Source organism: Natronomonas halophila, from assembly GCF_013391085.1.
Classification (GTDB): domain Archaea; phylum Halobacteriota; class Halobacteria; order Halobacteriales; family Haloarculaceae; genus Natronomonas; species Natronomonas halophila.
This window is the reverse complement of sequence record NZ_CP058334.1, coordinates 651,207-675,123: the sequence shown is the minus strand read 5'-3', so window position 1 is coordinate 675,123 and position 23,917 is coordinate 651,207. Positions and strand designations below refer to the sequence as shown.

Genomic DNA, 23,917 nt, shown 5'->3' with positions numbered 1-23,917 from the left:
ACCTCCGCTCATGCAGGAGACACGCGAACGCGTTCTCGGGGCGCTGGCCGAGGGGCCGGTCTCGGGGCCGGACATCGCCGCGGAACTCGACATCTCCCGGGCGGCGGTCTGGAAGCACGTCGAGGCGCTCCGCGAGGAGGAGGGCTTCGACATCGAGAGCCGCGAGGACGGCTACGTCCTGACGGCCGTCCCGGAGTTCGGCGGCGCGGCCGTCGAGTTCGGCATCGACGCACCATTCGAGGTCGAATACCACGATACCATCGGCAGCACGAACGACCGCGCCCGCGAGTTGGCCGCGACCGGCGCCGAAGACGTCGCCGTCCTCGCCGACGAACAGTCGGGCGCCCGGGGCCGTCTCGACCGCGAGTATTCCTCGCCGTCGGGCGGCATCTGGCTGAGCCTCGTTTGCCGGCCCGATTTGCCGCCCGCGCAGGTGCCGATTTACACGCTGGCCGCCGCCGTCGCAACGGCCGAGGCCCTCCGCGAGGTCGGCGTCGATGCCGGTATCAAATGGCCGAACGACGTGCTCATCGAGGGTAGCGAGGCGAAAATCGTCGGCATCCTCACCGAGATGGAAGGGGAGGCCGACCGCGTCTCGTGGGTCGTCGTCGGAATCGGCATCAACGCGAACGTCGACCCCTCCGAGGTGCCGGCGGAGGCGACGACGGTTCGAGAGCAGGTCGGCGATATCGACCGCGCGGACCTGACACAGCACCTGCTGGAACGCTTCGACGAACTGCGCAACGACCCCGACGCCGTCCTGCCGGCGTGGCGGGAGTTATCGCTGACGCTGGGCAAGCGGGTTCGCGTCGAGACGCCGGGCGGCGACGTGGTCGGAAAAGCGGTCGACGTGGAGTTCCCGGGAACGCTCGTGGTCGAAACCGAGGACGGAAAAACACGCGTGTCGGCGGGCGACTGCGAGCACCTGCGACCGGCCTGACTATTCCATCGCTTCGCCGACCGGCGACTCGGGGGCGTTACGCTCGCTTGCCTCCCCCCGCGCTTCCTCGGTGTCGTCGCCGACCCGGACGGTCATCACGGGGATGGGCGACGAGCGGACGACCCGTTCGGCGACGCTGCCGAGCAGGAGGCGATTGAGGCCGCCCCGGCCGTGGGTCCCCATCACGATGAGGTCACAGCCTTCCTCGTCGGCGTAGTTGACGATTTCCTTACTCGGCGGGCCCTCGCCGAGCGCCGTTACGACGCCGTCGACGTCGGCGCGGCGCTCGGCGGCCTGCAGGGCCGCTTCGCCCTCGTCGCGGAGCATCGAGGTGACGTTCTCCCAGGAGGTTTCCATGGGGAGATTGGCGAAACTGGCCGTGTTGACGACGTAGAAGAAATGCATCTCCGCGCCATGGGCCGCCGCCAGGTTCGAGGCGTGGTCGATAACCCGGTTCATCCCCGCCGACCCGTCCGTCGGGACGAGAATTCGATTGTACATTGTCACCACTACACATGATTTGGCTGCACGTACACAAACCCTTTTCGACCGTTCGAAGGCGGCAACGCGAGAAGAATCCGGATATCAGGGTTCGATGACGCGTTTCACGTCGTCGACGCCGGCCCGGCGGACGACGGCGCGGACGGGGTCATGTGCGCCCGTAAGGTTGTCGGAGTCGCCATCGAGAACGAGCAGGCGTGCTTCGCGGCCGGGTTCGATGACGCCGCAGTTCAGGTCGGCGATGTCCGCGCCCGCTTTCGTCGCCATGTGCAGGACTTCGGGGGCGGTCACGTCGAACAGTTTCGACGTAAATTCCATCTCGCGGAACATCGAGGGGCTGTTGAGGAAGACGTTGTCCGTCCCGAGCGCGACGGTGGTCCGTTCCAGCAAGTCCTCGACGGGCGGCAGGCCGACGTCGGTGACGAGGTTCGAACGCGGACAGACGGCGACGGGAATGTCGTTGTCAGCCACGCGTTCGAGATGCAGTTCCTGTGCGTGGACCATGTGGACGACGAAATCCGGGTCCAAATCGAGAGCGGGGTTGATATCGTGTTGGTCGACCTCGCCGGCGTGGATGGCGAAGGTCTTGTCCTGCCGTCGGGCCTCGTTTCGCTCGGCGTTGAAATCGTCGTCGTGGGCGCCGCTTGCGCCGTAGCCGTCGGCGATATCCAGTACGTCGATCTCCTCGCGGCCGAGGACGAACGGTTCGATATCGAGGTGGGCCGCCGCATCCAGCAGGGCGTGGACGCCGTCGACGCCGCCTTCGCGGAATTCGAGGAAGGCGGTCGTCCCGCTTTGCTCCATGAACCGCAGTGATTCGCGCATCGCCTCGACCTTCTCCTCGCGGGAGGCCTCCCGAAGCAGGCGGTGTTTCAGGCCGTCCGGCGGCGCGACCAACTCCTCCAACGAGAGGCCGCGGCCGGCCTCCTTGGCGATGGAATCGCCGATGTGGGTGTGGGCGTTGACGAAGGCCGGACAGATGATATCTGACGAGGCGGTTTCGGCTTCCTCGATGGCCGTGATTTCGCCGTCCTCGACGACGACGCGACCCTCGACGGGTTCGTAGTCCTCACCAGCGAGAATCGTACCCGAGAGTTCCATAGCGACTTCTGCGAGCGTCTCGGATAAAAACGGGTCGCTACTCGGTGACCAGTAGATGGTCCGTCTCAGGCCTACTCGTCGGCACCGGGCCCGGCGTCGACGCCCACGTCGGCGCCGAACTCGTCGAGCGTCGTGTGCATCCCGCGCCGGACGTCGACGACCAGCGCCTCCAAATCGAGGCCGAGCACGTCCTCGGTGGCCTGCCCGACTCGCTCGGTGACCGAATCCGGCGCGTAGACGCCCATCCGCCATTGCTCGTGTTGGGCGCGCTGCAGCGCCTTCACGAGCGTCGACTGGCTGGTGAGTTTCCGGACCTCGCCGTTGACGACGACGCGACTCGACGACTCGCGCATCGTCGGCCGCGAGGGGATATCGAGGATGACCGCATCGGGGTCGACCTCCGCGCGGGCGGCGATTTCCCGCTCGTACTCCCGGACCGTCTCGTGGTCCGCCTCGATAATCTCGTCGGGGACGTCCCGTAACTCCGCCCAGACGGCGCGCTTGTAGAGGGTTCGCGTATCGAGCATCTCGGCGAACTCAGCCGTCTCGGGGCAGTTCCGGAGCGCCACCGTGAGGTCGCGGTCGTCCATCCGCCGGACTTCCTCGGCGGTCGCGTTACCGGCTTCCAGCAGGCCCTCGGTCGCCCGCCGGAGCATCGCCTTCGAAATTCGGGCGACGTGGTGGTTGTAGACGACAGGATTCATCAGCGCCCGCGCGAGCAGGAGGGATTCGGCGGTCTGGACGTTGTTTTCCGCCAGTACGAGGTCGCCGTCCACGAACCGCAACTCCCGGACGAACCGCCCCGTGTCGATGGTGCCGTAGGGGACGCCGGTGTGGTGGGCGTCACGGACGAGGTAGTCCATCCGGTCGACGTCGAGTTCGCCCGAAACCAACTGGCCGAACTGCCCTTCCCCGGCTACCAGGTCCGCGACCTTTCCGGGGTCGATATCGTGGAGTGCGAGCACGCGGGCGACTTCGCCTTCTTTCAGCAGGTCCTCGACTTCGTCGTGGAGTTTCCCGGTGCGGCGGGCGACGAGCCCCTCGATGTTGTGGCTAAACGGCGAGTGGCCGATGTCGTGGAGCATGGCGGCTGCCCGGAGGCGTTCGGCCTGCTTGCCCTCGATGCCGAGGTTGTCGAGCGCACGCGTCGCGAGGTGGTAGACGCCCAGCGAGTGCTCGAAGCGGGTGTGGTTCGCGCTGGGATAGACGAGTTCGGCGGTGCCGAGTTGCTTGATGCGCCGGAGTCGCTGGACGGCCGGCGTATCCAGCAGGTCCTCGGCAACCCCCTCGACCGTGATATAGTCGTGGACGGAGTCCTTGATGGTCGCCATTATTGCCGGCTTCGTCGCCATAGTTTAAAAACCGTCGTCCCGACACCGACGTATCAGGTGGTTTCGTGCGGCTCCGTGATTGGTCCGTGGCCGCTTGATACTGAGACGGGACCGCGATACCTTCCGAAGCCCTCGGTCGGCTCTCCGGACCCGACTACTCAACCAGCACTACAACGACCCTCGAAGGGCGGCACAGTGACCACACACCTCCCCAGCCGATTGCGTTACTCGGTCGCTTCGCTCCCTGCGTTACTCATCCCTCGCGCGCGTTTCTCGCACGCGACAGCGGTTAGATTTAAAAGTAGAAACGGGCAGTCAGGGCAGCCCCAGCACGTCGCTGGCGGCCCGGTTGACGGCTTCAACGTCGCTTTCGGGGCAGTAGACGCCGAGTCGCCAGTTGGCGCGGCGGGCGCGACGGAGGGAGCCGACGAGTTCGGAGGCCTCTTCGAGCCGCTGGACGACGCCGTTGACGACGACCCGCGAGCGGGATTCCTTGAGTGCGGGCCGGGAGGGTATGTCGACGATGACTGATTCGCGGTCGACGTCGGCCTCGTCGGCGATTTCGCGGGCGGCCTGCCGCTCGGCCTCGCGGTCCATCTCGGTGACGGCCTCGGGCACTCGGTCGAGGCCCGCCCAGACGGCACGCTTATAAAGCGAACGACGCTCGATGCGCTTTCCGAGGTCCGGCACGCCTTCGCGAAGGGCGACGAGCAGGTCGTGGTCGGCCATCCGGCGGAACTCGTCGACGGTGACGCCGCCATCGAGCAGGCGCTCGCAGGCCCGTTCCAGCATGGCGCCGGCGATGCGGGAGACGTGGTGCCGATAGACGGTGCCGTCCATCAGCGACCGTGCGAGCAGCATGGATTCGGCGGTATGGACGTTGTTTTCGGCGAGGACGAGATGGCCGTCCCGGAACCGGAGCGCCCGTAGCAGGCGGCCGTGGTCGATGGTTCCGTAGGGGACGCCGGTGTGGTGGGCGTCGCGGACGAGATAATCCATCCGGTCGACGTCGAGTTCGCCCGAAACCAACTGGCCGAGTTCGCCTTTGCCGGCAACGAGTTGGGCCACGCGGTCCGGGTCGAGGCCGTGGGATTCGAGCACCTCCGCGAGCGTCGTTTCGTAGAGCAACTCACCGATTTCGTCGTGGTCTTGACCCGTATGGCGGCGAATCACGTCCTCGGTCTGGTGGCCGTAGGGGCCGTGGCCGACGTCGTGCAGGAGCGCCGCGGCGCGGACGTGGGCGGCGCGGTCGCCGTCGATACCGAGGTGCTGGAGGGCCTCGCGGGCGAGGTGGTAGACGCCGAGCGAGTGCTCGAAGCGGGAGTGGGAGGCGGAGGGGTAGACAAGTCGGACCGTCGAGAGTTGTTTGATGTGGCGGAGCCGCTGGAGGGCGGGGGCGTCGACGAGGTCGACCGCGGCGTCGTCCAGCGGTATCCAGTCGTGGACGGAGTCCTTGATGGCGTTCATTGGCGGGCCTTCGGGGGTGGTCGGCAAAAGGCCCCCGTCTGCGTAACGGTCAGATACAAATCCGTCGGCGCGAAAGCCGAGGTATGGTTACGTTCCTCGCCGGCGGGACGGGGACGCCGAAACTCCTCGACGGCGCCGACGGCGTCTTCGACCCCGCCGAGACGCCGGTCGTCTGCAACACCGGTGACGACGTGGAGGTGGGCGGCCTGCTGGTCTGTCCCGACGTCGACACCACGCTGTTCGCGGAGGGCGACCTGCTGGACCGCGAGACGTGGTGGGGCATCGCCGACGACACCACCGAAACCCACGAGGAACTGCACGCGCTCGCCGAGCAGGCGGGCCTCGAAACCGGGCCGCGGTATCTCCCCGACGAGGCCCAGACGAGCGGCCGCGATATCGCCCGCTGGCGCCGATTTTCGGGCGTCGCGGAGTTCATGGAACTGGGCGACCGCGACCGTGCGGTCCACATCACCCGCACCGGCCTGCTGGACGAGGGCCACACCCTCACCGACGTCACCGAAATCCTCTGTGAGGCCATGGGCGTCGACCGGCCCGTCCTCCCGATGAGCGACGACCCCGTCGCCTCCATCATCCACACCGACGAGGGGCCGATGCATTTCCAGGAGTTCTGGGTTCACCGCCGGGCCGACCCCGCAGTCGAGGACGTGGAGTTCCGCGGTGCCGAGGCGGCCGACCCGACCGACGCCGTCCTCGATGCGCTCGACGCGCCGGTCGTTATCGGTCCGTCGAATCCCATCACGAGTCTCGGGCCGATGCTCGCGATGGACGCCTTCCGCGAGGCGCTGGAATCGACGCCCGTCGTCGCCGTCTCGCCCTTCATCGAGGATACAGTTTTCTCCGGACCGGCCGCGAAACTCATGGCGGCCACCGGCTACGAGGCCTCGACGGCGGGCGTCGCCGAGGCCTACCCCTTCGCCGACGCGTTCGTTCTCGACGAGGCCGACGGCACGGGCCTCGACAGGCCAGTCGTTCGCACCGACACCGAACTCGGGACGCCCGAGGACGGCGCGCGCGTCTGTCGGGCCGTCACGGAGGCGCTCTCGCTCGCGGGCGCGGAGGTGCCGTGATGTTCGAGCCACGACTTGCGGCCGCTTCGCTGTCGGGCGAATCCGACGCAGACTGGGCGAAGCAGGCGGCGCCCCACGTCGGGTGTGCCTTCCTCGGCGGCATCGCGCTCGATTCGGCGACCCGAGAGGCCGCCCGCGAGATGGTCGACAGAGAGCGAACCGAGTTCCTGCCCGAAGACCCGATAGCTTTCATCGACGAGCAACTCACGGCGCTCGAATCGGCCGACGTGCGGGCGGCGTTCAACGTCCGCAGCGCGACGCTGGAGCCGATTGCCGAAGCCGCTGCGGTCTGCGCTGACCACGACGCTATCCTCGAAATCAACGCCCATTGTCGACAGGAGGAGATGTGCGCTGCGGGCGCCGGGCAGTCGCTGCTGCGGGACGGCGACCGACTCTGCGAGCAGGTGGCGACGGCCGCCGACGCCGGTGCGGACGTGAGCGTCAAGGTCCGCACCGAGGTCGAGGGCGTCGACCTACCGGCGCTTTCGGCGCGGTTGGCCGACGCTGGCGCCGACGCGCTCCACGTCGATGCGATGGACAGCGAACCTGTCGTCGCGGAGGTGGCCGAGGCGGCACCCGAGACGTTCCTCATCGCCAACAACGGCGTCCGTGACCGGGCAACGGCCTACGAATACCTCGAATACGGCGCCGACGCGGTGTCGGTCGGCCGACCCTCGGACAATCCGACAGTTCTCCGGCGCATACGCGAGGCCGTCGACGAGTGGTTCACGACAGGCGACCGCCTCGACCCGGAGGTGTCGCCCGATGCGTGACGCCGCGGAAAACGCCCAACTGGCGCTGCTATTGGAGGTCTCGGGCACGCCGAAACCGGGGAACGTCGACCGGCACCGGGATTACGATGACCTTCGCTTCGAGCACTTCATGGCCGGTGCGGTCGGGTCGCTGTCGGGCCTGCGAATGGCCGCCGACGGCGCCCGAATCGGCCGCGCCTTCGAGCGCGGCGTCGCCGGCATGAGCGACCAGTCGGCCGGAAACACCCAGTTCGGCGCCCTGTTGATGCTCACGCCGCTGGTGGGGGCGGCGGCGACTGACCGCCTCTCGCAGGATGGTGGGAGCGAGGTCGTCGAAGCGACGACGGTCGCCGACGCCTGCGATTTCTACCGCGCCTTCGACCACGTCGACGTGGCCGTCGATGACCCACCCGAAGATATGGGCGCCCTCGACGTGCGGCGGGGAAGCGACGCGGTGCCGACGCTTCAGGAGCGCGAACTGACCCTCTACGACGTGATGGAGCGGTCCGCGGACCGCGATGGCGTGGCCGCTGAGTGGACCGGTGGCTTCGAGCGGAGTTTCGCGGCCGCCGAAGGGATACTGGCCGACGACGGCCCGATTTATAAGCGCGCCTCGCGGGCCTTTCTCCGTCTGCTCGCCGACGAGGAGGACACCTTCATCGTCACGCGAACCGGCGAGGCCGCGGCGGCGGAGGCGACCGAACGCGCCCAGTCGGTTCTCGACGGCGAGGAGGACGCCGAGGCACTCGCCGAAGAGTTCGTCGAGCGGGACATCAATCCGGGGACGACCGCCGACCTGACCGCCGCCGCGCTGTTCATCGCGCTGGAGCGCGGTCTGGAGGTGTGAATATGGGCGAGGATATCGACTGGCCCGTCGACCTGTCGGGTGTGACCGAATCCGTCGTGACGACGCTGGGGCCGAACGACCGCTGGAACGTCGCGGCGCTGGGCGTTTTCGCGCCCGAGGAGGGCGGGCCGGCGACGGCGACGACGTGGGGACGCACCCGGACGTGGCGAAATTTCATCGAGCGCGGGGAGGGCTACGTCCAGTTCACGCGCGACCCCGTCGACTTCGTCGATGCGGCCTGCTCGATTCGGGAGGAAGACGACCCGGTGCTCGAATCGGCGGACGCGTGGGCCCGCGTCGAGGTTCGGGAGGTCGATTCGGGCGAGCGCGGCGGTACACAGTGGGTCGAATGGGAACTCCGGCCGGTCGAATCGTCCATCGAGCGTCGGGTCGTGCCGACGATGAATCGCGGCTATTACGCCGTCATCGAGGCGACGGTCGCCGTCTCACGGCTTGACGTGCCCGAATACGACACCGACGAACTGCTGGAGCGCATCGACTACTTCGAGAGCGTGGTGGACCGCTGTGGCGGCGCTCGCGAGCGGGCGGCCTTCGAACGACTACGCGAGCATACGGATTTGTAGCCGGCGCAGAACCGGATTTATACCCGTGTGAATAGCCGGCAACCGTCGGGAAGTTATTTATCGGTTGAACGTGGAGCACTCGACGTATGCCCTCCACAATCGCGCTTCAGTCCGGTGGCGGCGGTGCCGTGTTGCTCATCTGGTTGGTGTTCATGGTGCTGTTCCTGGCGATGGTCGTCTGGACGTATTCGGACGCCAAGCAGAACAGCAGTCATCCCGCGTTCCTGTGGGCTATCGTGGTGTTTCTCGCCCCGCTTTTGGGTATCGTCCTCTACGTCCTGCTCGGCCGCGACCAGCAGGGCGGCGGGCCGGGCGGGCGCGGAACGGTCTGATTCCCGCGCAGTCGTGTGGTTCGACACCACGGACCCGTCGGCGGGCCTTTCGAACCTTTTTTGAACGACACAGCAGTAGAGTCGGATACCATGGCTATCAAACCCGCCTACGTCAAGAAGACCGGAAAGCTCCTCATGGAACGATACCCGAAAGCCTTCGGAGACGACTTCGAGCACAACAAGGAAGTCGTAAACGAACTCACGAACGTCGAGTCCAAGGGCGTCCGCAACCGCATCGCCGGGTACGTCACCCGTAAGATGCGCTCGCCGCAGACGGCGTAGTCGGGTTTGTCTTCTCTCGCTTTCGCCACCTCGTAGCCACGCGTCCGGCGACCGGCCGCCACGGCCATGCTTGGCACTTTCACAACCGTTTTCCTCCCGCTCATCCTAGCGCCGCCAATGTCCACACGCGTAGGAATCCTCGGCGCCACCGGCGCCGTCGGCCAACGACTCATCCAACTGCTCGACCCGCATCCGGAGTTCGAAATCGCCGCGCTCACCGCCTCGCCGACCAGCGCGGGCCGCTCCTATCGAGACGCCTCGAAGTGGCGCGTCGATACCCCCATCCCGGAGGACGTCGCCGACACCACCGTCGTCGAAACGGATCCCGATGAGGTCCCCGACGATATCGACCTTCTCTTCTCGTCGCTGCCCTCCAGCGTCGGCGCCGACGTCGAACCCGCCTTCGTCGAGGAGGGCTACGTCGTCTCCTCGAACTCCTCGAACGGCCGGATGGACGAGGACATCCCCCTCACCATCCCGGAGGTCAACCCCGACCACCTCGGCCTCATCGAGGTCCAGCGCGACGAACGCGGCTGGGACGGCGCGCTCATCAAGAACCCCAACTGCTCGACGATCACGATGGTGCCGACGCTGGCGGCCCTGAAGGGCTTCGGCCTCAACCGCGTCCACGTCTCCACGCTGCAGGCCGTCTCCGGCGCCGGCTACTCCGGCGTCACCTCGATGGAAATCCTCGATAACGTCCTCCCGCATATCGGCGGCGAGGCCCAGAAGATGGAATCCGAGTCGCTGAAACTACTCGGCTCCTTCGACGGCGCCGAAGTCAACCTCCACCCCGCGGAGGTCTCGGCCTCGTGCAACCGCGTGCCGACCCTCGATGGCCACCTCGAAAACGTCTGGGCGGACCTCGAAGACGACCCCTCCGCCGAGGAGGTTGCGGCCATGATGGAGGAGTACCCGAACATCGACCTGCCCTCGTCGCCGGACCCGCTCATCCACGTCTTCGAGGACCCCGAACGCCCCCAGCCACGTATGGACCGCATGCTCGGCGACGGGATGGCGGTGGCTGCGGGCGGCATCGAGGAGACGCCCGACGGCGTCCAGTTCAACTGTCTCGCGCATAATACGATTCGAGGTGCGGCAGGGGCCAGCGTCCTGAACGGCGAACTCCTGCTCGAAGAAGGCTACCTGTAAGTCTCTTTTAAATATCGTTTTGGGCTGGCTCGGTCGGTTTTCTGGTAACTACTACTCGAAAGAGACTGCAACCATCTCCGAAGCCCTCGGCCGGCTACGGTCGCGCGACTTGCTGCGCTCCTCGTCGCTCACTCCGTTCGCTCCTGTGGTGCTTGCGGGGTCGTGCTTCCCGTACCCGCCCTCGCCCTTCGATTCCACCAGGCCGGCAACCGCAGCCACGTACCTCCCCAACCGACTCCCTCCTTCGCTTGCGCTCAGTCGGTCGTCCCTCGCGCGCTGGCACCCGACCGCCGCTCGCGAGTGCGCTCACGGCGGTCGGCCAGCGCGCGCCATTTATAAGTCCACTCGGCCGGGAGCGCGTGCGGCCCGTCAGGGCCGTCGCGCGACCCGGGGAAGGGCAGGCGTGGTACGGTCCCTGGTGTCCTCGTGAGCGACCGAAGGGAGCGAACGAGGGCTCGGAAGACGAGCGAAGCGAGTCTTCCGGTGGACTGAAAGGGCGAGGCGCGCTGGCGTTCAGTTTAGTCGGTACGCGGGCACTATCCGACCGGAGGGAGGATATCGCGCGTAGCGACCGCCAGTGTGCCGAGGGCTTTCCGGCTGTTTGCAGTCAAGCGGTCGCCAAGCTCTATTTATAAAAAACGAAAGAAAACGGGGAGAGTCCAGCGAGTTATTCGTAGTCGGTAATCGAACCGTCGCCCTCGTAGAGGGAGAATTCCTCGCAGAGTTCATCAACCTTCGCCGATGCTTCTGCCTTGACGTCCTCGTCGTCGGGGTTGTCGACGACCTCGTAGATGATGTCGGCGACCTGTTCACAGGCCTCTTCATCGAACCCACGAGTCGTCAATGCGGGCGTGCCGGCGCGGATGCCGGAGGGGTTGAACGGCGAGCGCGTCTCGCCGGGGACGGTGTTCTTGTTGAGGACGATACCGACCTCTTCGAGGGCCTCCTCGGCGACAGTGCCGGAGGTGTCGGGATGGGAATCCCGGAGGTCGACGAGAACGAGGTGGGTGTCGGTGCCCTCCGAGACCAGCGAGAAGCCGTGGTTCTGGAGGCGCTGACCGAGGGCCTTGGCGTTGTCGACGACCTGCTGGGCGTACTGCTCGAATTCGGGCTGGAGGGCTTCCTTGAAGCCGACGGCCTTGCCGGCGATGTTGTGCATGAGGGGGCCGCCCTGCGCGCCCGGGAAGACGGCGGCGTCGATGTCGTCGGCGTACTCCTCGTCGCACATGATGATGCCGCCGCGGCCCGCGCGGATGGTCTTGTGCGTCGACCCGGTGACGAAGTCGGCGACGCCGACGGGCGATTCGTGGACGCCGGCGGCGACGAGGCCGGTGATGTGGGCGATGTCGGCGAGGTGGTAGGCGTCGACGGATTCGGCGGTCTCCTGGACGCGCTGGAAGTCGACCTCTCGGGGGTAGGCGGAGTAGCCCGAGACGATGATGTCGGGGTCGAACTCATCGGCGAGCGAATCGAGGGCCTCGTAGTCGATGTAGCCAGTTTCGGCGTCGATTTCGTACTGTTCGACCTCGTAGGTCTTGCCGGTGAAGTTGGCGGGGTGGCCGTGGCTCAGGTGCCCGCCGTGTTCGAGTTCCAGCGAGAGGATCTTGTCGCCGGGGTCGAGCATCGCGAGGTAGACGCCCATGTTCGCCTGCGTGCCGGAGTGGGGCTGGACGTTGACGTGTTCGGCGCCCCACAACTCCTCGGCGCGCTCGATGGCGAGTTCCTCGACGTCGTCGGCGTACTCACAGCCGGCGTAGTAGCGCTCGCCGGGGTAGCCTTCGGCGTACTTGTTGGTCAACTCCGAGGACTGGGCTTCGAGGACGGCCTCCGAGGCGTGGTTCTCGGAGGCGATCATCGCCAGCGTGTGCTCCTGTCTGTCGCGTTCGCCTTCGAGGGCGTCGGCCAGCGCGGGGTCGACGCCACGCACCGTATCGTAGCTCATGTGGAAACGTCGGGAACGCCGAGACAAGAAGCTACCCGTTCTTGGCAAGCAACTCCGGTGTCGATGGCCGTTCGAGGGTGACTTCCTCCACCTATCACCGAGGAACCCACCTTCCTCGCGTAAACTGACGGTATCTCGACAGACCTAAACCCGCGGACAGCTATACTAAAATACGAGCAACCGTGAAATAACGGTTATTTATTATCCGGATGCGTGTTTTCCGCGCATAATCCCGCTAATATTAAATACGCTTCAGAACATACTAAATACCACGCCAATGGAATCAAACCTTCTCGAGCGGACCGTCGCCGACGTCCTTTCAGAGGCGCTGTCCGCGGCCGACGACGAGCTGTTCGTGGTGAATCCCACGGCCGACACCATCGACGAACTGGTCGAGGTAATGGACGAAGAGAGCCCGACGGTCAAACTGCTCGCCGACGAGGGCGTCCTGAAGGACGTCATGGACGATTTCCTCGTTGCGAGCCGTGCGGCCGACCACGTCGAGGCCGACCGCCTCGAAATCCGCACCTACGACGAGCCGACCAACACGCTGCTGGTCGACGACGAATCGGTCGTCTCGGTGGTTCGCGCCGACGGCCGCGTCGCCGGCCTGACCACCGACGACGAGGCGTTCATCGAAAGCGCCTACGAGCGGTTCAGCGACGCCTGGGACGACGCCGAGGCCTTCAACCTCCGGACGCCCGCGATTTCGCGGGTTCAGTCGACCCTCCGTGAGAACCTCGGCGAACCGACCGCCGACGACTTCGAGAACGTCCTCGCGTCGCTGGAGACCGCCCGCGGCGACGGTGACGGACTTGACGAAGTGACCATCTCGCTGCTCGTCGCCGCCAAGAACGAGGACTTGCTCTACGACATCTCCAAGTGGGGCGAGGACGTCGGTATCGCCTCGAAGGCCACCTTCTCGCGGACCAAGAGCCGCATGGAGGAGATGGGCCTCATCGACACCGAGAAGGTTCCCATCGACGTCGGCCGCCCGCGCCTGCGCCTGAAACTGGGCGACGACCAGCTCCGCGAGGCCAGCGCTGACGACCTCGCCAGCGTCGCCCAGTCGATGCTTACCGCCTGATTCCGGCTTCTTCCTTCCGTGCTTTTATCGACGCGTCGCCTGAATCGGCGCGTATGAGACTCCCAGACCGCTTCGTTCCGACCCTTTCGACGGTGATACCGTGACGACGGTCGGCCTCGTCGGCGATGGCTCCGCAATCGACGCGGTTTCGGCCGCGCTCGCGGACGCCTCGGCGGCGACGACGGCCGTCGATGCGGGCGCGATAGCCGGCGTCGATATCGCTGTCGTCGCAGCGCCGGTCGGCGACAGCGCCTTCGCTACGGCGGCGACGGCCGCCAGAGCGTCGGGCACGCCGCTGGTCGCCATCGAGCGCGGCGGCATCGGCGGCAAACCCGTCGCCGGGGTCGACGCCGCCGTCTCCGGCTACGCTCCCGGCACGGCATGCTATGACTGTCTTCGTGGCCGCATCGAAGCGAGCGACCCCGAGACGGACGACGGCGACTGCGACGCCGCCACCGCCCGGTTCGCGGGCGCGCTCGCCGGCCGCGAACTCACGTCGCTCGTTTCGGGCGGCCAGTCGACGCTGCTCGGCGGCGTCATCGAGGTTCCCCACGCCGAGCGGCGCGTCCTCCCGCTGCCGTACTGCGACTGTGGCGAGACGCCGACACGTGGGTCGGTCCCTCGCGAGCGGACCGAGCGCTCGCTGGAGGAGTCCCTGTCGCTGGCTGAGGGCGCCTTCGACGCCCGCCTCGGGCCGGTAACGGAAATCGGCGAAGTGGAGTCGTTCCCGGTGCCATACTATCTGGCAACGCTGGCGTCGACGCCCTTCTCGGACGCCGAGGTGCCCGAGCACGCGGCGGGCGTCGGCCCCGACTGGGACCCCGCGTTCATGAAGGCCCTCGGGGAGGCGCTGGAGCGATACAGCGCCGCCGTCTATCGGACCGAGGCGTTCGCGTCGTCGCCGTCGACCCCCGTCGAACCGTCGCGATTCGTCCAACCCGATTCGCCGCCCGCCGAATCGGCCATCGACTACTGGCATCCGGCCGAGGACCTCGCAACCGGCGAGGCCGTCGAGGTGCCGGCCGAACTCGTCGTCTTCCCGCCGCCGGAGCGGCACATCCGGCCGTCGATTACGACCGGCCTCGGCCTCGGCAACGACGGCATCGAGGCACTCCTGTCGGGCCTCTACGAGGTGGTCGAACGGGACGCGGCGATGCTGTCGTGGTATTCGAGTTACGACCCGCTCGGCCTGGCCGTCGACGACGAAGGCTTCGAGACGCTCGCGGCCCGGGCGAAAAGCGAGGGCCTCGACGCCACGGCCCTGCTGTTGACACAGGACGTCGACGTGCCGGTCGTCTCGGTCTGTGTCCACCGCGAGGGCGAGTGGCCCCGCTTCGCGGCGGGGATGGCGGCGGACCTCGACCCCGAAGCCGCCGCTCGGGGCGCGCTGGAGGAGGCGATTCAGAACTGGCTGGAACTCCGGCGGATGGGTCCGGACCGTGCGGCCGACGAATCGGGCGCAATCGGCCACTACGCCGACTTCCCCGAGGCGGCTCGGGAGTTCGTTTCGCCGGAGACGACCGTGCCCGCCGACAGCGTCGGCCCCGAGACGGAACCCGATGGCGAGGCCGAACTCTCGGCACTCGTCGACCGGGTGACCGACGCTGCCCTCGATGCCTACGGCGCGCGGGTGACGCCGCGGGACGTCGACTCGCTCGGTTTCGAGGCGGTCCGGGTCGTCGTCCCCGAGGCACAGCCGCTGTTCACTAACGGTGCGTACTTCGGCGAACGTGCGCAGTCGGTACCCGAAGAGTTGGGCTTCGAATTCCAGCCCGACCGACCGCATCACCCGTTCCCGTAGCCGCTACATGTACATCCGGTCTTCGGGCAGCTGCTCTTCCTGCTGGGCTTCGAGTCGAGCGGCCAGTTCCGCGTACTGCTCGGAGACGGCGGCGGCGAACTCTTCGAGCGGCGCGGTATCGACGCCGAGGCCGTAGGCGGCTTCGACGGCCTCCAGCAGGCGCAACGCGGCGTCGACGTCCGGCACCTGTTCGTGGACCGGCGTGGTGAAGATACAGCCCTTCAACGGGCCGTCAATGGCCCGCTCCATCAGCGCGCCGTTGAGCCCGTCGAGGAAGCCGCCGGGCATCGGTGCGACGTCGTCGCCGTCGAGGCGGTCCTTTTGGTAGTCCTCGCTGGCGACGTAGAACGGCCGGTGGTCGTCGGGGCCATGGGCGGTCGGGACGCCCGAGAGGGCGACCACCTCCTCGACGTCGTGGGATTCGGTGTATTCGAGGACGGCGTTGCCGAACGGTTCGGCGGCGTAGGTCGGCACGAACAACTCGCCGACGGCGATGGTGATATCGAGGTCCGACTTCGAGAAGAGACGGGTGTGGTGACGGGGCGTGCCGTCCTCGAAGGGCGTCACCGCGGGCAACTGCTCGACGGCGATGTGGCCCGTCTGTTCGAGGTCGAGTTGTTTCCGGAGGTAGTCGGCGGCCGTCAGGCCGGCGAGGCCGTACTCGGCGAACCCGGCGATGAGGGTCTCGGTCGGGTCGTCCAGTTTGATATCGAAGTCGGGGCGGCCGCGGGTGCCGAACATGTCTTTCTCGTCGTGGCCAGCGGTCTTAGGTTTCGGGGGCGGAACGCTTTTTCCGCCCCCCGGCGTCGGGATGGGTATGTACGGTCTCTGGGCAGTTCTACAGGTGGCGACCCCGACGCCGACGGAGGCGTCGGACCCGCTGCCTCGCCCCTCGTGGCTGCCCGACTACGTTCCGATGTTTCTCGTTCGGTTGGTGTTGGCGGTCGGTCTCGTCGTCGGTGCCTACTACGCCTCGAAACTTGCCAGACAGGCCCTCGGCCGCCGGGTCGCCCGCCGGTTCAAGCGCCCGTCGGTGACCCGGACCATCCTTCGGAGCCTGCAGGCAGCCATCGTGCTGGCGGCGATAATGGTCGCACTGTCGTTCTTCGGCCTCGGCTTCGGCAACCTCGCGCTCTCGGTCGGTGTCTTCTCGGCCGTCGTGGGTATCGTCCTCGCGCCGATTATCGGGAACATCCTCAGCGGCGTCTTCGTCCTCTCCGAACAGCCCTACGAAATCGGCGACATGATCGAGATAAAGGACACCGAGACCAAGGGCTTCGTCGAGGACATCACGCTGCTGTACACGAAGGTGTTCACCCTCGATAACACGTTCATGGTCATGCCGAACGGTGCGATGCGGGAACGCGATGTCGTCAACTTCTCCGCGGAGGACACCCGGATTCGGCTGACGCTGGACGTGGGCGTCACCTACGAGAGCGATATCCAGACCGCCCGCGAGCAACTGGAGGCCGGCGCCCGAGAGACCGACGGCGTAATAAAAGGCGGGCCGGACATCCGCATCGGGAGCGCCCGCTATCCGGCCTCGCCGACGTGTTACATCAACGAGTTCGGCGACAGCGAGGTGTCGCTTCGCCTCCGCTACTGGGCACAGGAACCGTACAAGCAGACAACGGTCCGCTCGCGGGTGATGACCAACGTCTGGCGCCGCTTCGACGAACACGACATCGAAATCCCGTACCCGCACTCGCATCTGGTCTTCGACGATACCAGCGGCGAGATGCAGGTCGCGATGCGGGAAGCAAGCGAGGAACGAGCGGCCCAGAAGAGCGGCGCGACGAGACGGCAGGAACCGGAGGCGGACGCGGACGCAGAAACGGAAACGGAGGTCGGCGAGCCGGAAAGCGAGGACGGCAACCCGCCTGACGATGAAACGGACGCTACAGACTCGCCGTGATGACCTGACAGTCGAGTTCGCGGCGGAGGAAATCCTCGATATCGGGGTCGTCGACGAGGCGGCGAACCATCGACCGCCAGCGACTCGCCTGTTTCTGGCCGATGACGACGAAATCGGCGCTTTCCTCGGCGACTTCGTCGAGGATGGTCTCCTCGACGAGGAAGCCCGACCGGACGACATAGCGGGCGAACCCCAACTGGCCGAACGCCTCCTCGACGGCCTGTTTGAGTTCGGTCCGGGTCACTCGGCGGTCGGTCTGATAGGGGTTGACGTGTAGAACGGTGAGTTCGGCGTTCTCCTCGCGGGCGATGTCGATGGCGCGTTGCAGCGTCGCCCGCGAATGCTCCGAGAGCGGATACCTGACGGGCACGACGACGAGGGTCATTTGTTGGTGGATGCAGGGGGGCGGTCCTCAAGGTTCCGGTCGCCTCATACGGCGTGTTGTAGTCTTTTATCGATTATCGCCGGCCGTACTGGCGATGCCCGGTAAATCGTTACGACAAGCCGCATCAGTCAGAGACCGGTCCGGACGATGCGGCCTTCGAGTTCGGGGGCGACCCCGACGGCGCGGGCGTAGTCGGCCAGAATCTCGTATTGAGTGTCGAGTCGCCGAATCGCGTTGCGCTCGGTGAGCGTCGGGAACTCCGCGTCGGTATGCAGGAGGAACTCGGAGGTTGCGAGGCGATAGGTCGCCTCGGGGTCGATGGGTTCGCCGCCGACGGTGGCCTCGACCAGCGTGTCCTCGGTGTAATCGTAGACGAGGCGGGCCCCGGAGACGTGGGCGTGCCACCAGTCGGATTCGCCGAAGCCGGTCGTGTCGGCGCTTTCCCGGAAGACGTCGAGCAGTTCCGCTCCGGAGAGTTCGGCGACCGCGACCGACTCCTCGAAGGGGACGAGACTGATGAGGTCGGCGACGGTTACGTCGCCGGCCAGCGAGTCGCCGGTCCGGATGCCGCCACTGTTCTGGAGGCCGACGACGGGCGGGTCGGTGCCGAGTTCGCGCTCGGCGGCCCAGCGGTAGGCGTCGGCGACGAAGTTACCGACCCGGCTTTCGCCGCGGAAGGCCTCCCCTTCGGTGCGGCGAATCGGCTCGGCGACGTGGCCGACGACTTCGTCGAGGCCGGCCTCGTCGAGGCGTTTCCGGTAGGTCGCCGCGAGGTCAGCATCCAGCGGTGCCTCGGCGACGGCGTGGCGGGTCACCTCGTTAGCCGCGAGGTCGATTTCGAGGACGACCTTGCCGCCCCCGCCCGGCCGGGTCAGGAGGGTGCCGGCGGTCCGTTCGACGCGCTCGGAGTGGACGTGGCCGCCGAGAATCACGTCGATATCGCAGGCGGCGGCGAGGCGTTCGTCCCCGCGGCCGAGATGCGACAGCGCGACGACGTAATCGACGCCGCGGTCACGGAGGGCCTCGACGGCGCGGCGGGCCTCTTCGATGGGGTCCGTAAAGGAAAGGGTCTGAGCGCTTTCGGCCCCGGAGGGCGTCGTGGGGTCGGTGAGGCCGAAGAAGCCGACCGTACCGCCGTCGGCCTCGTGAACGGCCCAGGGGGCGCAGTCGGCGAACTGAGCGCCGTCGTGGTAGATGTTCGCGGTGAGCCACTCCTGTGGGGAGGCGTCGACCAGTTCGCGGGTGCGGTCGAGGCCGAAATCGAAATCGTGGTTGCCGAACGTCTCGACGGCCGGCGAGATGGCATCGAAGAAATCCAGCGCCTGCCCGCCGCGGGTGACAAGCGGGAGGACGCCGGGGGCGGTGTTGTCGCCGGTGCCGCAGACGAGCGTATCCGGGCCACGCCGGTCGGCGATGAGGCCGGCAATCCGGCCGACCCGTTCGGGGTCGTCGTGGGCGTTTTCGATATCGGAGTAGTGGAGGAGACGCACGTTCGGCCGGAGGGTCGGGAGGCGCAAAACCGTACCGTATCGGGACCGTGAGCGTTTTGCCGCCGGGCGGCCCACTTTCGGTATGGACAAACGAGAGGGCCCCGACGGTCGGACGCTCTACGTCTCCCGCGAGGTCGAACGCGGCAACAAGGCGCCCTTCAGGGTCGTCTACGCTGATTCGGACGCCGAGAACCGATGGGGATTCTTCTGCGAGAACTGCGAGACGTTCGACAACGCCGTCGACGCGATGGGCCGCATCCAGTGTAACGTCTGCTCGAACTTCCACAAGGCCGAAGAGTGGGACGCCGCCCACGAGTAAGCACGCCGAAACGTTTCTGTAAAACCGTCTGATAGCGGCCGGATAGTATCTACGCTCGTGGCTACAGGTCACCCACTGGGAACGTGCTAATCTTTATCTCCCACCGTGTGCAACCCTCACATGAATGGGAGCCGTTAGCACATCTCTCGACGAGGAGGCACGAGACATCTTCACTGACCTCGGCTACGAGGTGACCGAGGATGGGGAGGAGTTCCGCGCCGAACGCAAATGGCGGACCGTCCACGTGACGACCGCCGACCCGGAACAGGCCGCCACACACGGGAACCTGCGCTGTTTCGTCACCCGCGCGGAGCAGGCATCGACCGTCCGCGAACGGCTACTCGCCGTCGAACCCGATTACGACTGGGCGGTCATCAGCGTCGAGGAGAACGGCTATCAGGTGCTCCATCCGAGCGCCGACGTGTTGCCGGCGCCCTGACCGGGTTTACTGGCTGAAGGCGTCGGTCGCTGCCGAAACCCCCGCGCCGGGGGCGACGTCGATACCCTTCTTCGCGAGCGTCTCGCCGAGCGCGCCGAGCGTCTCCAAGACCGGCCCGCGGCGGGCGCCGTAGCCCATACAGCCGACCCGGACCGCCTCGTCAGCGAAGGCGCCGAGGCCCGTCGCGATTTCGACGTCGTACTCTTCGCGCATCGTCTCAACGATTTCGCCGGGGTCGAGACCGCCCGGCAGGCGGGCGGTGATGAGACTCGGCAGACGGACCGACTTGTCGACGACGGGGTCGAGTCCGAGCGCCCACAGGCCTTCCTGCAGGGCGGCGGAGGCGTTCCGGTGGCGCTCCCAGCGGGCTTCGAGACCCTCCTCGTGGACGATGCGGAGCGCCTCCCGAAGACCGTAGACGTTGTTGATGGGCGCGGTGTGGTGGTAGGCGCGTTCCTCGCCCCAGTAGTCGTCCAGCAGCGAGAGGTCGAGATACCACGACCGGACGGGTTCCTCGCGGTTCTTGATTTTCGCCATCGCGTCGTCGTTGACCGACAGGGGGCTGGCGCCCGGCGGACACGAGAGGCACTTCTGGGGGCCGGCGTAGGCCGCGTCGACGCCCCACTCGTCCATCCGGAACTCGACGCCGCCGATGGAGGTGACACAGTCGGCGACCACGAGCGCACCGTGGTCGTGGGCGGCCGCCGTAATCTCGCCCATGTCTGGCTGGCGAACGCCCGTCGAGGTTTCGGCGTGGACGACGCCGACGACGGAGGGGTCGTGTTCCGCGCAGGCATCGGCGATATCGTCGGGGTCAAGCGGCTGGCCCCATGGCGTGTCGACGGTGACGGGCGTGCCGCCGGCCCGGCGGACCATCTCGGCCATCCGGTCGCCGAAGTAGCCGTTGCCCGGCACGATGGCGGTTTCGCCGGGTTCGACGAGGTTGCCGATGGCGGCTTCCATCGCCGCCGACCCGGTCCCGCTGACCGGAATCGTCCGCTCGTTGTCCGTCCGGAGCGTCTCGCGAAGCAACGTCTGTGTCTCGTCCATCACCTCGATAAAGGCGGGGTCGAGGTGGCCGACCGGCTCCGTTCCGAAGGCCCGGAGGACACGGGGGTGTGTCTCGCTCGGGCCGGGACCCATGAGGAGCCGTTCGGGCGGCTGCAACTCGTCGACGGATTCCATACACGAACGTGTACAGCCGCCGTACAAAAGGGGAGCGAATCGGCGAGCTACATTTATGATTCCCGATAGGTCAGGATACATTTAGGAGCCTGCGGAAAGAAGTCGGGGCTGCGATGGTCTTCAAGAAAATCACGCTCGTCGGTACGAGCGACGAGAGTTTCGATGCGGCGGTAGACGACGCCGTCGACCGAGCGGAGGCAACCCTCGACAACGTCCACTGGGTCGAAGTCGACGAACTCGGTGTCGAGGTCGCGTCGGTTAGCGACCGCGAATACCAGGCCGAAGTCGAGGTCGCCTTCCAGCTCGAATAACCATCGCGGTCCTTCGAAAGGGGAAGGAGCCCCCCGGCCTCGCCGGGGATTTTTGAGAAACGAGATACTGCCGACCAGCCGCCGCGCTCGTCAGTTCAGGTTCGGAACGACTCGCCGCAGCCGCATTCGCTTTCGGCGTTGGGGTTCTCGACGTGGAAGCCCGCCCCCTGGAGGCCGCCCTCGAAGTCGAGGACGGAGCCGTCGACGTATTTCTGGCTCGCCGGGTCGACGAACACCCGAAGGCCGTTGTGTTCGGTAATCGCGTCGTCTTCCTCGGGTTCGAGGTCGAACCGAAGGCCGTAGGAGAGGCCGGCACAGCCACCCTGCTGGACGAACAGTCGGAGGCCAGCCTCGTCGGTGTCGTAGCCCTCGTTGTTGAGGAGGTCGAGCGCCTGCTCGGCGGCCGCCTCGGTCACCTCTACCGGTTGCCCGGTCGTTTCGGCGGTCTGGCTCATGCGATACTGTAGCAGACGAACGGCCATAACCCTGACGCCCCGCGCTTATATATCATGGCCGTGCGTGCCGTCACTCGCTCGATGGCCCGACGCCCCGGTATCCGGCGGCCATGCCTGCTGGGGCGTGTGGGATGGGATACCGCGGATGCCACAATGGTTTTAGCCTCGCTCGCCCTATATTAAGGCGTATCATGAACAAACACTTCGAAGACGCCCGATACTACCTGAAGCGTGCCGGAACCACCGCGAAAGCAGGTGTCGCGGAAGAACTCGAACCGGTCCGCGAGAAGGCTCGGAACCTCATGGACCGCGAGGAAGAAGAGCCCGAACCCGGGCGATTCGAAGAGGTCAAGCAGGAACTCACGGAGCTGCAGGAGAAGGCCGAAGGCGAGACTCGCGAGGCAATCCGGGACGCCCGCGAAAAACTCGACAACTACCGCGGCCAGCGCGCCGAACAGTAACTACGTCGGTTGAAAAGGGTTAAGTCCGGCCGCCCGATATTTTGACGCGCGGGCCGGTGGTCTAGGTCGGTTATGACACCTCCTTCACACGGAGGAAGCCGGCGGTTCAAATCCGCCCCGGCCCACTGAAATTTCTCCGTCGCACTATTCGGTGAGTACCGCGAGCGACAGCGAGCGGTACGAACTTCCGCGACGGAGAATCGAAGCGGCGCCCCGGCCCATCCGCTTACTTCGTTCACGGAAAGGAGACGATCGCCAGTAGCCCTCGCGTCGGCGTTTACCTCCCGAACCATTCGGTGACATCCCCGGCGTTACTGTGTGGAATCGCGATATGGCGACGGAGGGGTAGCTACCCGTCGTCTGCTTCCACGAAGTGAAACGAACCGGAGGTCGAAGCCTCTATGGTGTTGCTCTCTTGGTTCGCAGCTTCGCCGCTCTCGGTGCCTCCGCCATCCGACGTTTGTGCTTCGCGGCGCCGTACGGTGAGGTTCGCGTACGTACTCGAAAGGCCGGCCTCGATGACCTCCTGGTCGTTCTGGTTATCCACGCTGAACCCGACTGTCACGAAGAACTCGGTCGTCAGTTCCTCGCCGGGTGCCGGGTCCGCTACCTCGTCAGTCAGCGGTATCGAGATGGAGACGTCCTCGGAGAAGGCGTCACTCATGGGGTCTACGGTATCGTACGAGAAGCTTTCATCCCCGTTCACACCAGCTAACCCCTCCGCAGTCCCGGCGTTTACGTACATCACGGCGCTCGCTGCTTGGTCGTCGATACCGCTGATATCGTATTCGGCGCTCGCGGTACCTTCGAGAGTGATACTGTCGAGTTCTTCGTCTTCTTCGAGCGTTATCGTCCCACCCTCAAAGTCGACGTGGGACGAGGCCTCGGCGGTGCCCGTCGTCTGTGTCAGGCCGTACACACTGCCCACGCCGAGTGCGGCACCCGCACTAAGAAGGCCGAGGATGCCTCGTCGCGAAACGTTCCCATTGCCGTCGTCGGGCCCGGGGTCGTCACCTGTCATTATCGAGTACCTAGGAAGAAGGGTTCCTTTGTTATGCAGCGCCAACGCGATGGTAGGGTGTGATGGGGGTTCCGGAGCGCCTCGGCAGACCCGTCAGCTCTTCGGGGGACGGTCCGGGTTCGCGTTTCGCGTCCACTCGACGTGCGATTTCGGTTAGCAGGCGCAATCGCGATCGTCTGGCGGGTGAGGACCACTCCAGAAATATCGGTTGTGAATAATTACTGTTCGGTAGGCTTCGTATGTTCTCCCACAAGTGACGGCTTACTCCGCGTATATGCCCCACTGATGGCCGAACAGCCAAACGCCGTGGTGGTCGTTGCCGATAACACGTGTCGACGCTCGTCTCAAGCCACGGTCGTCGACGGCCTTTTTGAGGGCCGTTCCGTCCCCACGCGTATGTCCGACGACGCTGATATCAACGACGCCCTACAGGAGTGGAAATCGGAGATGCAGGCCGAACACGCCGAGGCCATCGAGACCCCCGACCCCGAGGCGGACCACCGCATCGAGGGCGTCACGCAGGTGAACTACCGTATGACCTTCGCGTACGACGAGGAGACGGCGGAACTCGAACGAACCGGGACCGAACAGGTCGAGGAGCTTTCGGACCCGGAACTGCTGTCGTGTTCCTGTGGCGTTCGCGGAATGACGCGCGCGGAGGCACGGAGCCACATCGAGGCCGCCGGAGAGTAGGTTTCATCGTTCCGACGTACCCTTGAATTTATTGAG

General features: G+C 66.2%; 27 protein-coding genes and 1 tRNA gene. 17 read left to right on the top strand and 11 right to left on the bottom strand.

Annotated elements, in window-relative coordinates; all coding sequences use genetic code 11:
• Positions 1-10 precede the first annotated feature (10 nt).
• Positions 11-940, top strand: coding sequence for a biotin--[acetyl-CoA-carboxylase] ligase (locus HWV23_RS03725; protein ID WP_178289082.1), 930 nt, complete (start codon positions 11-13; stop codon positions 938-940).
• Here the strand turns inward: HWV23_RS03725 and HWV23_RS03720 are convergent, their stop codons facing one another.
• The 4 genes from HWV23_RS03720 to HWV23_RS03705 all read right to left on the bottom strand — a co-directional run bounded on the left by HWV23_RS03720 (position 941) and on the right by HWV23_RS03705 (position 5,340).
• Positions 941-1,447 (bottom strand): universal stress protein, encoded by a 507-nt coding sequence (locus HWV23_RS03720; RefSeq protein WP_425487442.1) that lies wholly within the window; start codon positions 1,445-1,447, stop codon positions 941-943.
• Between the two features lie 78 nt (positions 1,448-1,525).
• The gene (locus HWV23_RS03715; protein ID WP_178289080.1) at positions 1,526-2,542 is read right to left on the bottom strand and encodes an amidohydrolase family protein; all 1,017 of its coding nucleotides are present in this window, start codon (positions 2,540-2,542) and stop codon (positions 1,526-1,528) included.
• A 71-nt stretch (positions 2,543-2,613) separates the two neighbouring features.
• Positions 2,614-3,873, bottom strand: coding sequence for an HD domain-containing protein (locus HWV23_RS03710; protein WP_178289079.1), 1,260 nt, complete (start codon positions 3,871-3,873; stop codon positions 2,614-2,616).
• A 315-nt stretch (positions 3,874-4,188) separates the two neighbouring features.
• Complete coding sequence (locus tag HWV23_RS03705) at positions 4,189-5,340, bottom strand: HD domain-containing protein (protein ID WP_178289078.1); 1,152 nt, start codon at positions 5,338-5,340, stop codon at positions 4,189-4,191.
• Positions 5,341-5,423: 83 nt separating this feature from the next.
• On the opposite strand from HWV23_RS03705, the gene cofD reads away from it, so the two are divergent.
• The 7 genes from cofD to asd all read left to right on the top strand — a co-directional run bounded on the left by cofD (position 5,424) and on the right by asd (position 10,377).
• Entirely contained in the window at positions 5,424-6,428 is a 1,005-nt protein-coding gene (gene cofD, locus HWV23_RS03700) for a 2-phospho-L-lactate transferase (protein WP_178289077.1), read from the top strand.
• Positions 6,428-7,201 (top strand): tRNA-dihydrouridine synthase, encoded by a 774-nt coding sequence (locus HWV23_RS03695; RefSeq protein ID WP_178289076.1) that lies wholly within the window; start codon positions 6,428-6,430, stop codon positions 7,199-7,201. Before cofD ends, HWV23_RS03695 begins: the two co-directional genes overlap by 1 nt.
• Positions 7,194-8,027 (top strand): triphosphoribosyl-dephospho-CoA synthase, encoded by an 834-nt coding sequence (locus tag HWV23_RS03690; RefSeq protein ID WP_178289075.1) that lies wholly within the window; start codon positions 7,194-7,196, stop codon positions 8,025-8,027. Before HWV23_RS03695 ends, HWV23_RS03690 begins: the two co-directional genes overlap by 8 nt.
• A gap of 2 nt (positions 8,028-8,029) precedes the next feature.
• The gene (locus HWV23_RS03685) at positions 8,030-8,611 is read left to right on the top strand and encodes a DUF447 domain-containing protein (RefSeq protein ID WP_178289074.1); all 582 of its coding nucleotides are present in this window, start codon (positions 8,030-8,032) and stop codon (positions 8,609-8,611) included.
• Positions 8,612-8,697: 86 nt separating this feature from the next.
• Positions 8,698-8,943, top strand: a complete 246-nt coding sequence (locus HWV23_RS03680) for a PLDc N-terminal domain-containing protein (protein ID WP_178289073.1) — start codon at positions 8,698-8,700, stop codon at positions 8,941-8,943.
• 90 nt (positions 8,944-9,033) lie between these two features.
• A complete protein-coding gene (locus tag HWV23_RS03675; protein WP_178289072.1) occupies positions 9,034-9,225 on the top strand; it encodes a 30S ribosomal protein S17e in 192 nt (63 codons plus the stop codon).
• Between the two features lie 117 nt (positions 9,226-9,342).
• Positions 9,343-10,377: an aspartate-semialdehyde dehydrogenase gene (gene asd, locus HWV23_RS03670; RefSeq protein ID WP_178289071.1), complete on the top strand. Its 1,035-nt coding sequence runs from the start codon at positions 9,343-9,345 to the stop codon at positions 10,375-10,377.
• 667 nt (positions 10,378-11,044) lie between these two features.
• On the opposite strand, the gene glyA is transcribed toward asd, so the two are convergent.
• Positions 11,045-12,319, bottom strand: coding sequence for a serine hydroxymethyltransferase (gene glyA, locus HWV23_RS03665; RefSeq protein WP_178289070.1), 1,275 nt, complete (start codon positions 12,317-12,319; stop codon positions 11,045-11,047).
• 277 nt (positions 12,320-12,596) lie between these two features.
• Between glyA and tbsP the strand changes: the two genes are divergently transcribed.
• Entirely contained in the window at positions 12,597-13,406 is an 810-nt protein-coding gene (gene tbsP, locus HWV23_RS03660; protein WP_178289069.1) for a transcriptional regulator TbsP, read from the top strand.
• Positions 13,407-13,506: 100 nt separating this feature from the next.
• Positions 13,507-15,207 carry a YcaO-like family protein gene (locus tag HWV23_RS03655; RefSeq protein WP_178289068.1) on the top strand — a complete coding sequence of 567 codons (1,701 nt, stop codon included), beginning with the start codon at positions 13,507-13,509 and terminating at the stop codon, positions 15,205-15,207.
• A gap of 3 nt (positions 15,208-15,210) precedes the next feature.
• On the opposite strand, the gene HWV23_RS03650 is transcribed toward HWV23_RS03655, so the two are convergent.
• Positions 15,211-15,948, bottom strand: a complete 738-nt coding sequence (locus HWV23_RS03650) for a proteasome assembly chaperone family protein (protein ID WP_178289067.1) — start codon at positions 15,946-15,948, stop codon at positions 15,211-15,213.
• Positions 15,949-16,018: 70 nt separating this feature from the next.
• Here HWV23_RS03650 and HWV23_RS03645 point away from each other — a divergent pair, with 70 nt between their 5' ends.
• Positions 16,019-17,122 carry a mechanosensitive ion channel family protein gene (locus HWV23_RS03645; protein WP_425487433.1) on the top strand — a complete coding sequence of 368 codons (1,104 nt, stop codon included), beginning with the start codon at positions 16,019-16,021 and terminating at the stop codon, positions 17,120-17,122.
• Here HWV23_RS03645 and HWV23_RS03640 read toward each other — a convergent pair.
• Positions 17,106-17,507 (bottom strand): universal stress protein, encoded by a 402-nt coding sequence (locus HWV23_RS03640; protein WP_178289065.1) that lies wholly within the window; start codon positions 17,505-17,507, stop codon positions 17,106-17,108. The genes HWV23_RS03645 and HWV23_RS03640 overlap by 17 nt on opposite strands.
• Before the next feature lie 128 nt (positions 17,508-17,635).
• The gene (locus HWV23_RS03635) at positions 17,636-18,997 is read right to left on the bottom strand and encodes a bifunctional metallophosphatase/5'-nucleotidase (protein WP_246282725.1); all 1,362 of its coding nucleotides are present in this window, start codon (positions 18,995-18,997) and stop codon (positions 17,636-17,638) included.
• A gap of 82 nt (positions 18,998-19,079) precedes the next feature.
• On the opposite strand from HWV23_RS03635, the gene HWV23_RS03630 reads away from it, so the two are divergent.
• Entirely contained in the window at positions 19,080-19,316 is a 237-nt protein-coding gene (locus HWV23_RS03630; RefSeq protein WP_178289063.1) for a DUF5816 domain-containing protein, read from the top strand.
• 124 nt (positions 19,317-19,440) lie between these two features.
• On the top strand, positions 19,441-19,755 hold the full coding sequence (locus HWV23_RS03625; RefSeq protein WP_178289062.1) for a DUF7116 family protein: 315 nt from the start codon (positions 19,441-19,443) through the stop codon (positions 19,753-19,755).
• Between the two features lie 6 nt (positions 19,756-19,761).
• On the opposite strand, the gene HWV23_RS03620 is transcribed toward HWV23_RS03625, so the two are convergent.
• Positions 19,762-20,940: a pyridoxal-phosphate-dependent aminotransferase family protein gene (locus HWV23_RS03620; RefSeq protein WP_178289061.1), complete on the bottom strand. Its 1,179-nt coding sequence runs from the start codon at positions 20,938-20,940 to the stop codon at positions 19,762-19,764.
• A 113-nt stretch (positions 20,941-21,053) separates the two neighbouring features.
• Between HWV23_RS03620 and HWV23_RS03615 the strand changes: the two genes are divergently transcribed.
• Positions 21,054-21,251: a dodecin gene (locus tag HWV23_RS03615; RefSeq protein WP_178289060.1), complete on the top strand. Its 198-nt coding sequence runs from the start codon at positions 21,054-21,056 to the stop codon at positions 21,249-21,251.
• 95 nt (positions 21,252-21,346) lie between these two features.
• Here HWV23_RS03615 and HWV23_RS03610 read toward each other — a convergent pair whose 3' ends face one another.
• Positions 21,347-21,706 (bottom strand): HesB/IscA family protein, encoded by a 360-nt coding sequence (locus HWV23_RS03610; RefSeq protein ID WP_178289059.1) that lies wholly within the window; start codon positions 21,704-21,706, stop codon positions 21,347-21,349.
• A gap of 191 nt (positions 21,707-21,897) precedes the next feature.
• On the opposite strand from HWV23_RS03610, the gene HWV23_RS03605 reads away from it, so the two are divergent.
• Positions 21,898-22,167 (top strand): DUF7553 family protein, encoded by a 270-nt coding sequence (locus HWV23_RS03605; RefSeq protein WP_178289058.1) that lies wholly within the window; start codon positions 21,898-21,900, stop codon positions 22,165-22,167.
• 50 nt (positions 22,168-22,217) lie between these two features.
• Positions 22,218-22,292, top strand: a tRNA-Val gene (locus HWV23_RS03600).
• 224 nt (positions 22,293-22,516) lie between these two features.
• Here HWV23_RS03600 and HWV23_RS03595 read toward each other — a convergent pair.
• Positions 22,517-23,233, bottom strand: coding sequence for a hypothetical protein (locus HWV23_RS03595; protein ID WP_178289057.1), 717 nt, complete (start codon positions 23,231-23,233; stop codon positions 22,517-22,519).
• Between the two features lie 351 nt (positions 23,234-23,584).
• On the opposite strand from HWV23_RS03595, the gene HWV23_RS03590 reads away from it, so the two are divergent.
• Positions 23,585-23,881 (top strand): hypothetical protein, encoded by a 297-nt coding sequence (locus HWV23_RS03590; RefSeq protein ID WP_178289056.1) that lies wholly within the window; start codon positions 23,585-23,587, stop codon positions 23,879-23,881.
• Positions 23,882-23,917: the final 36 nt, after the last annotated feature.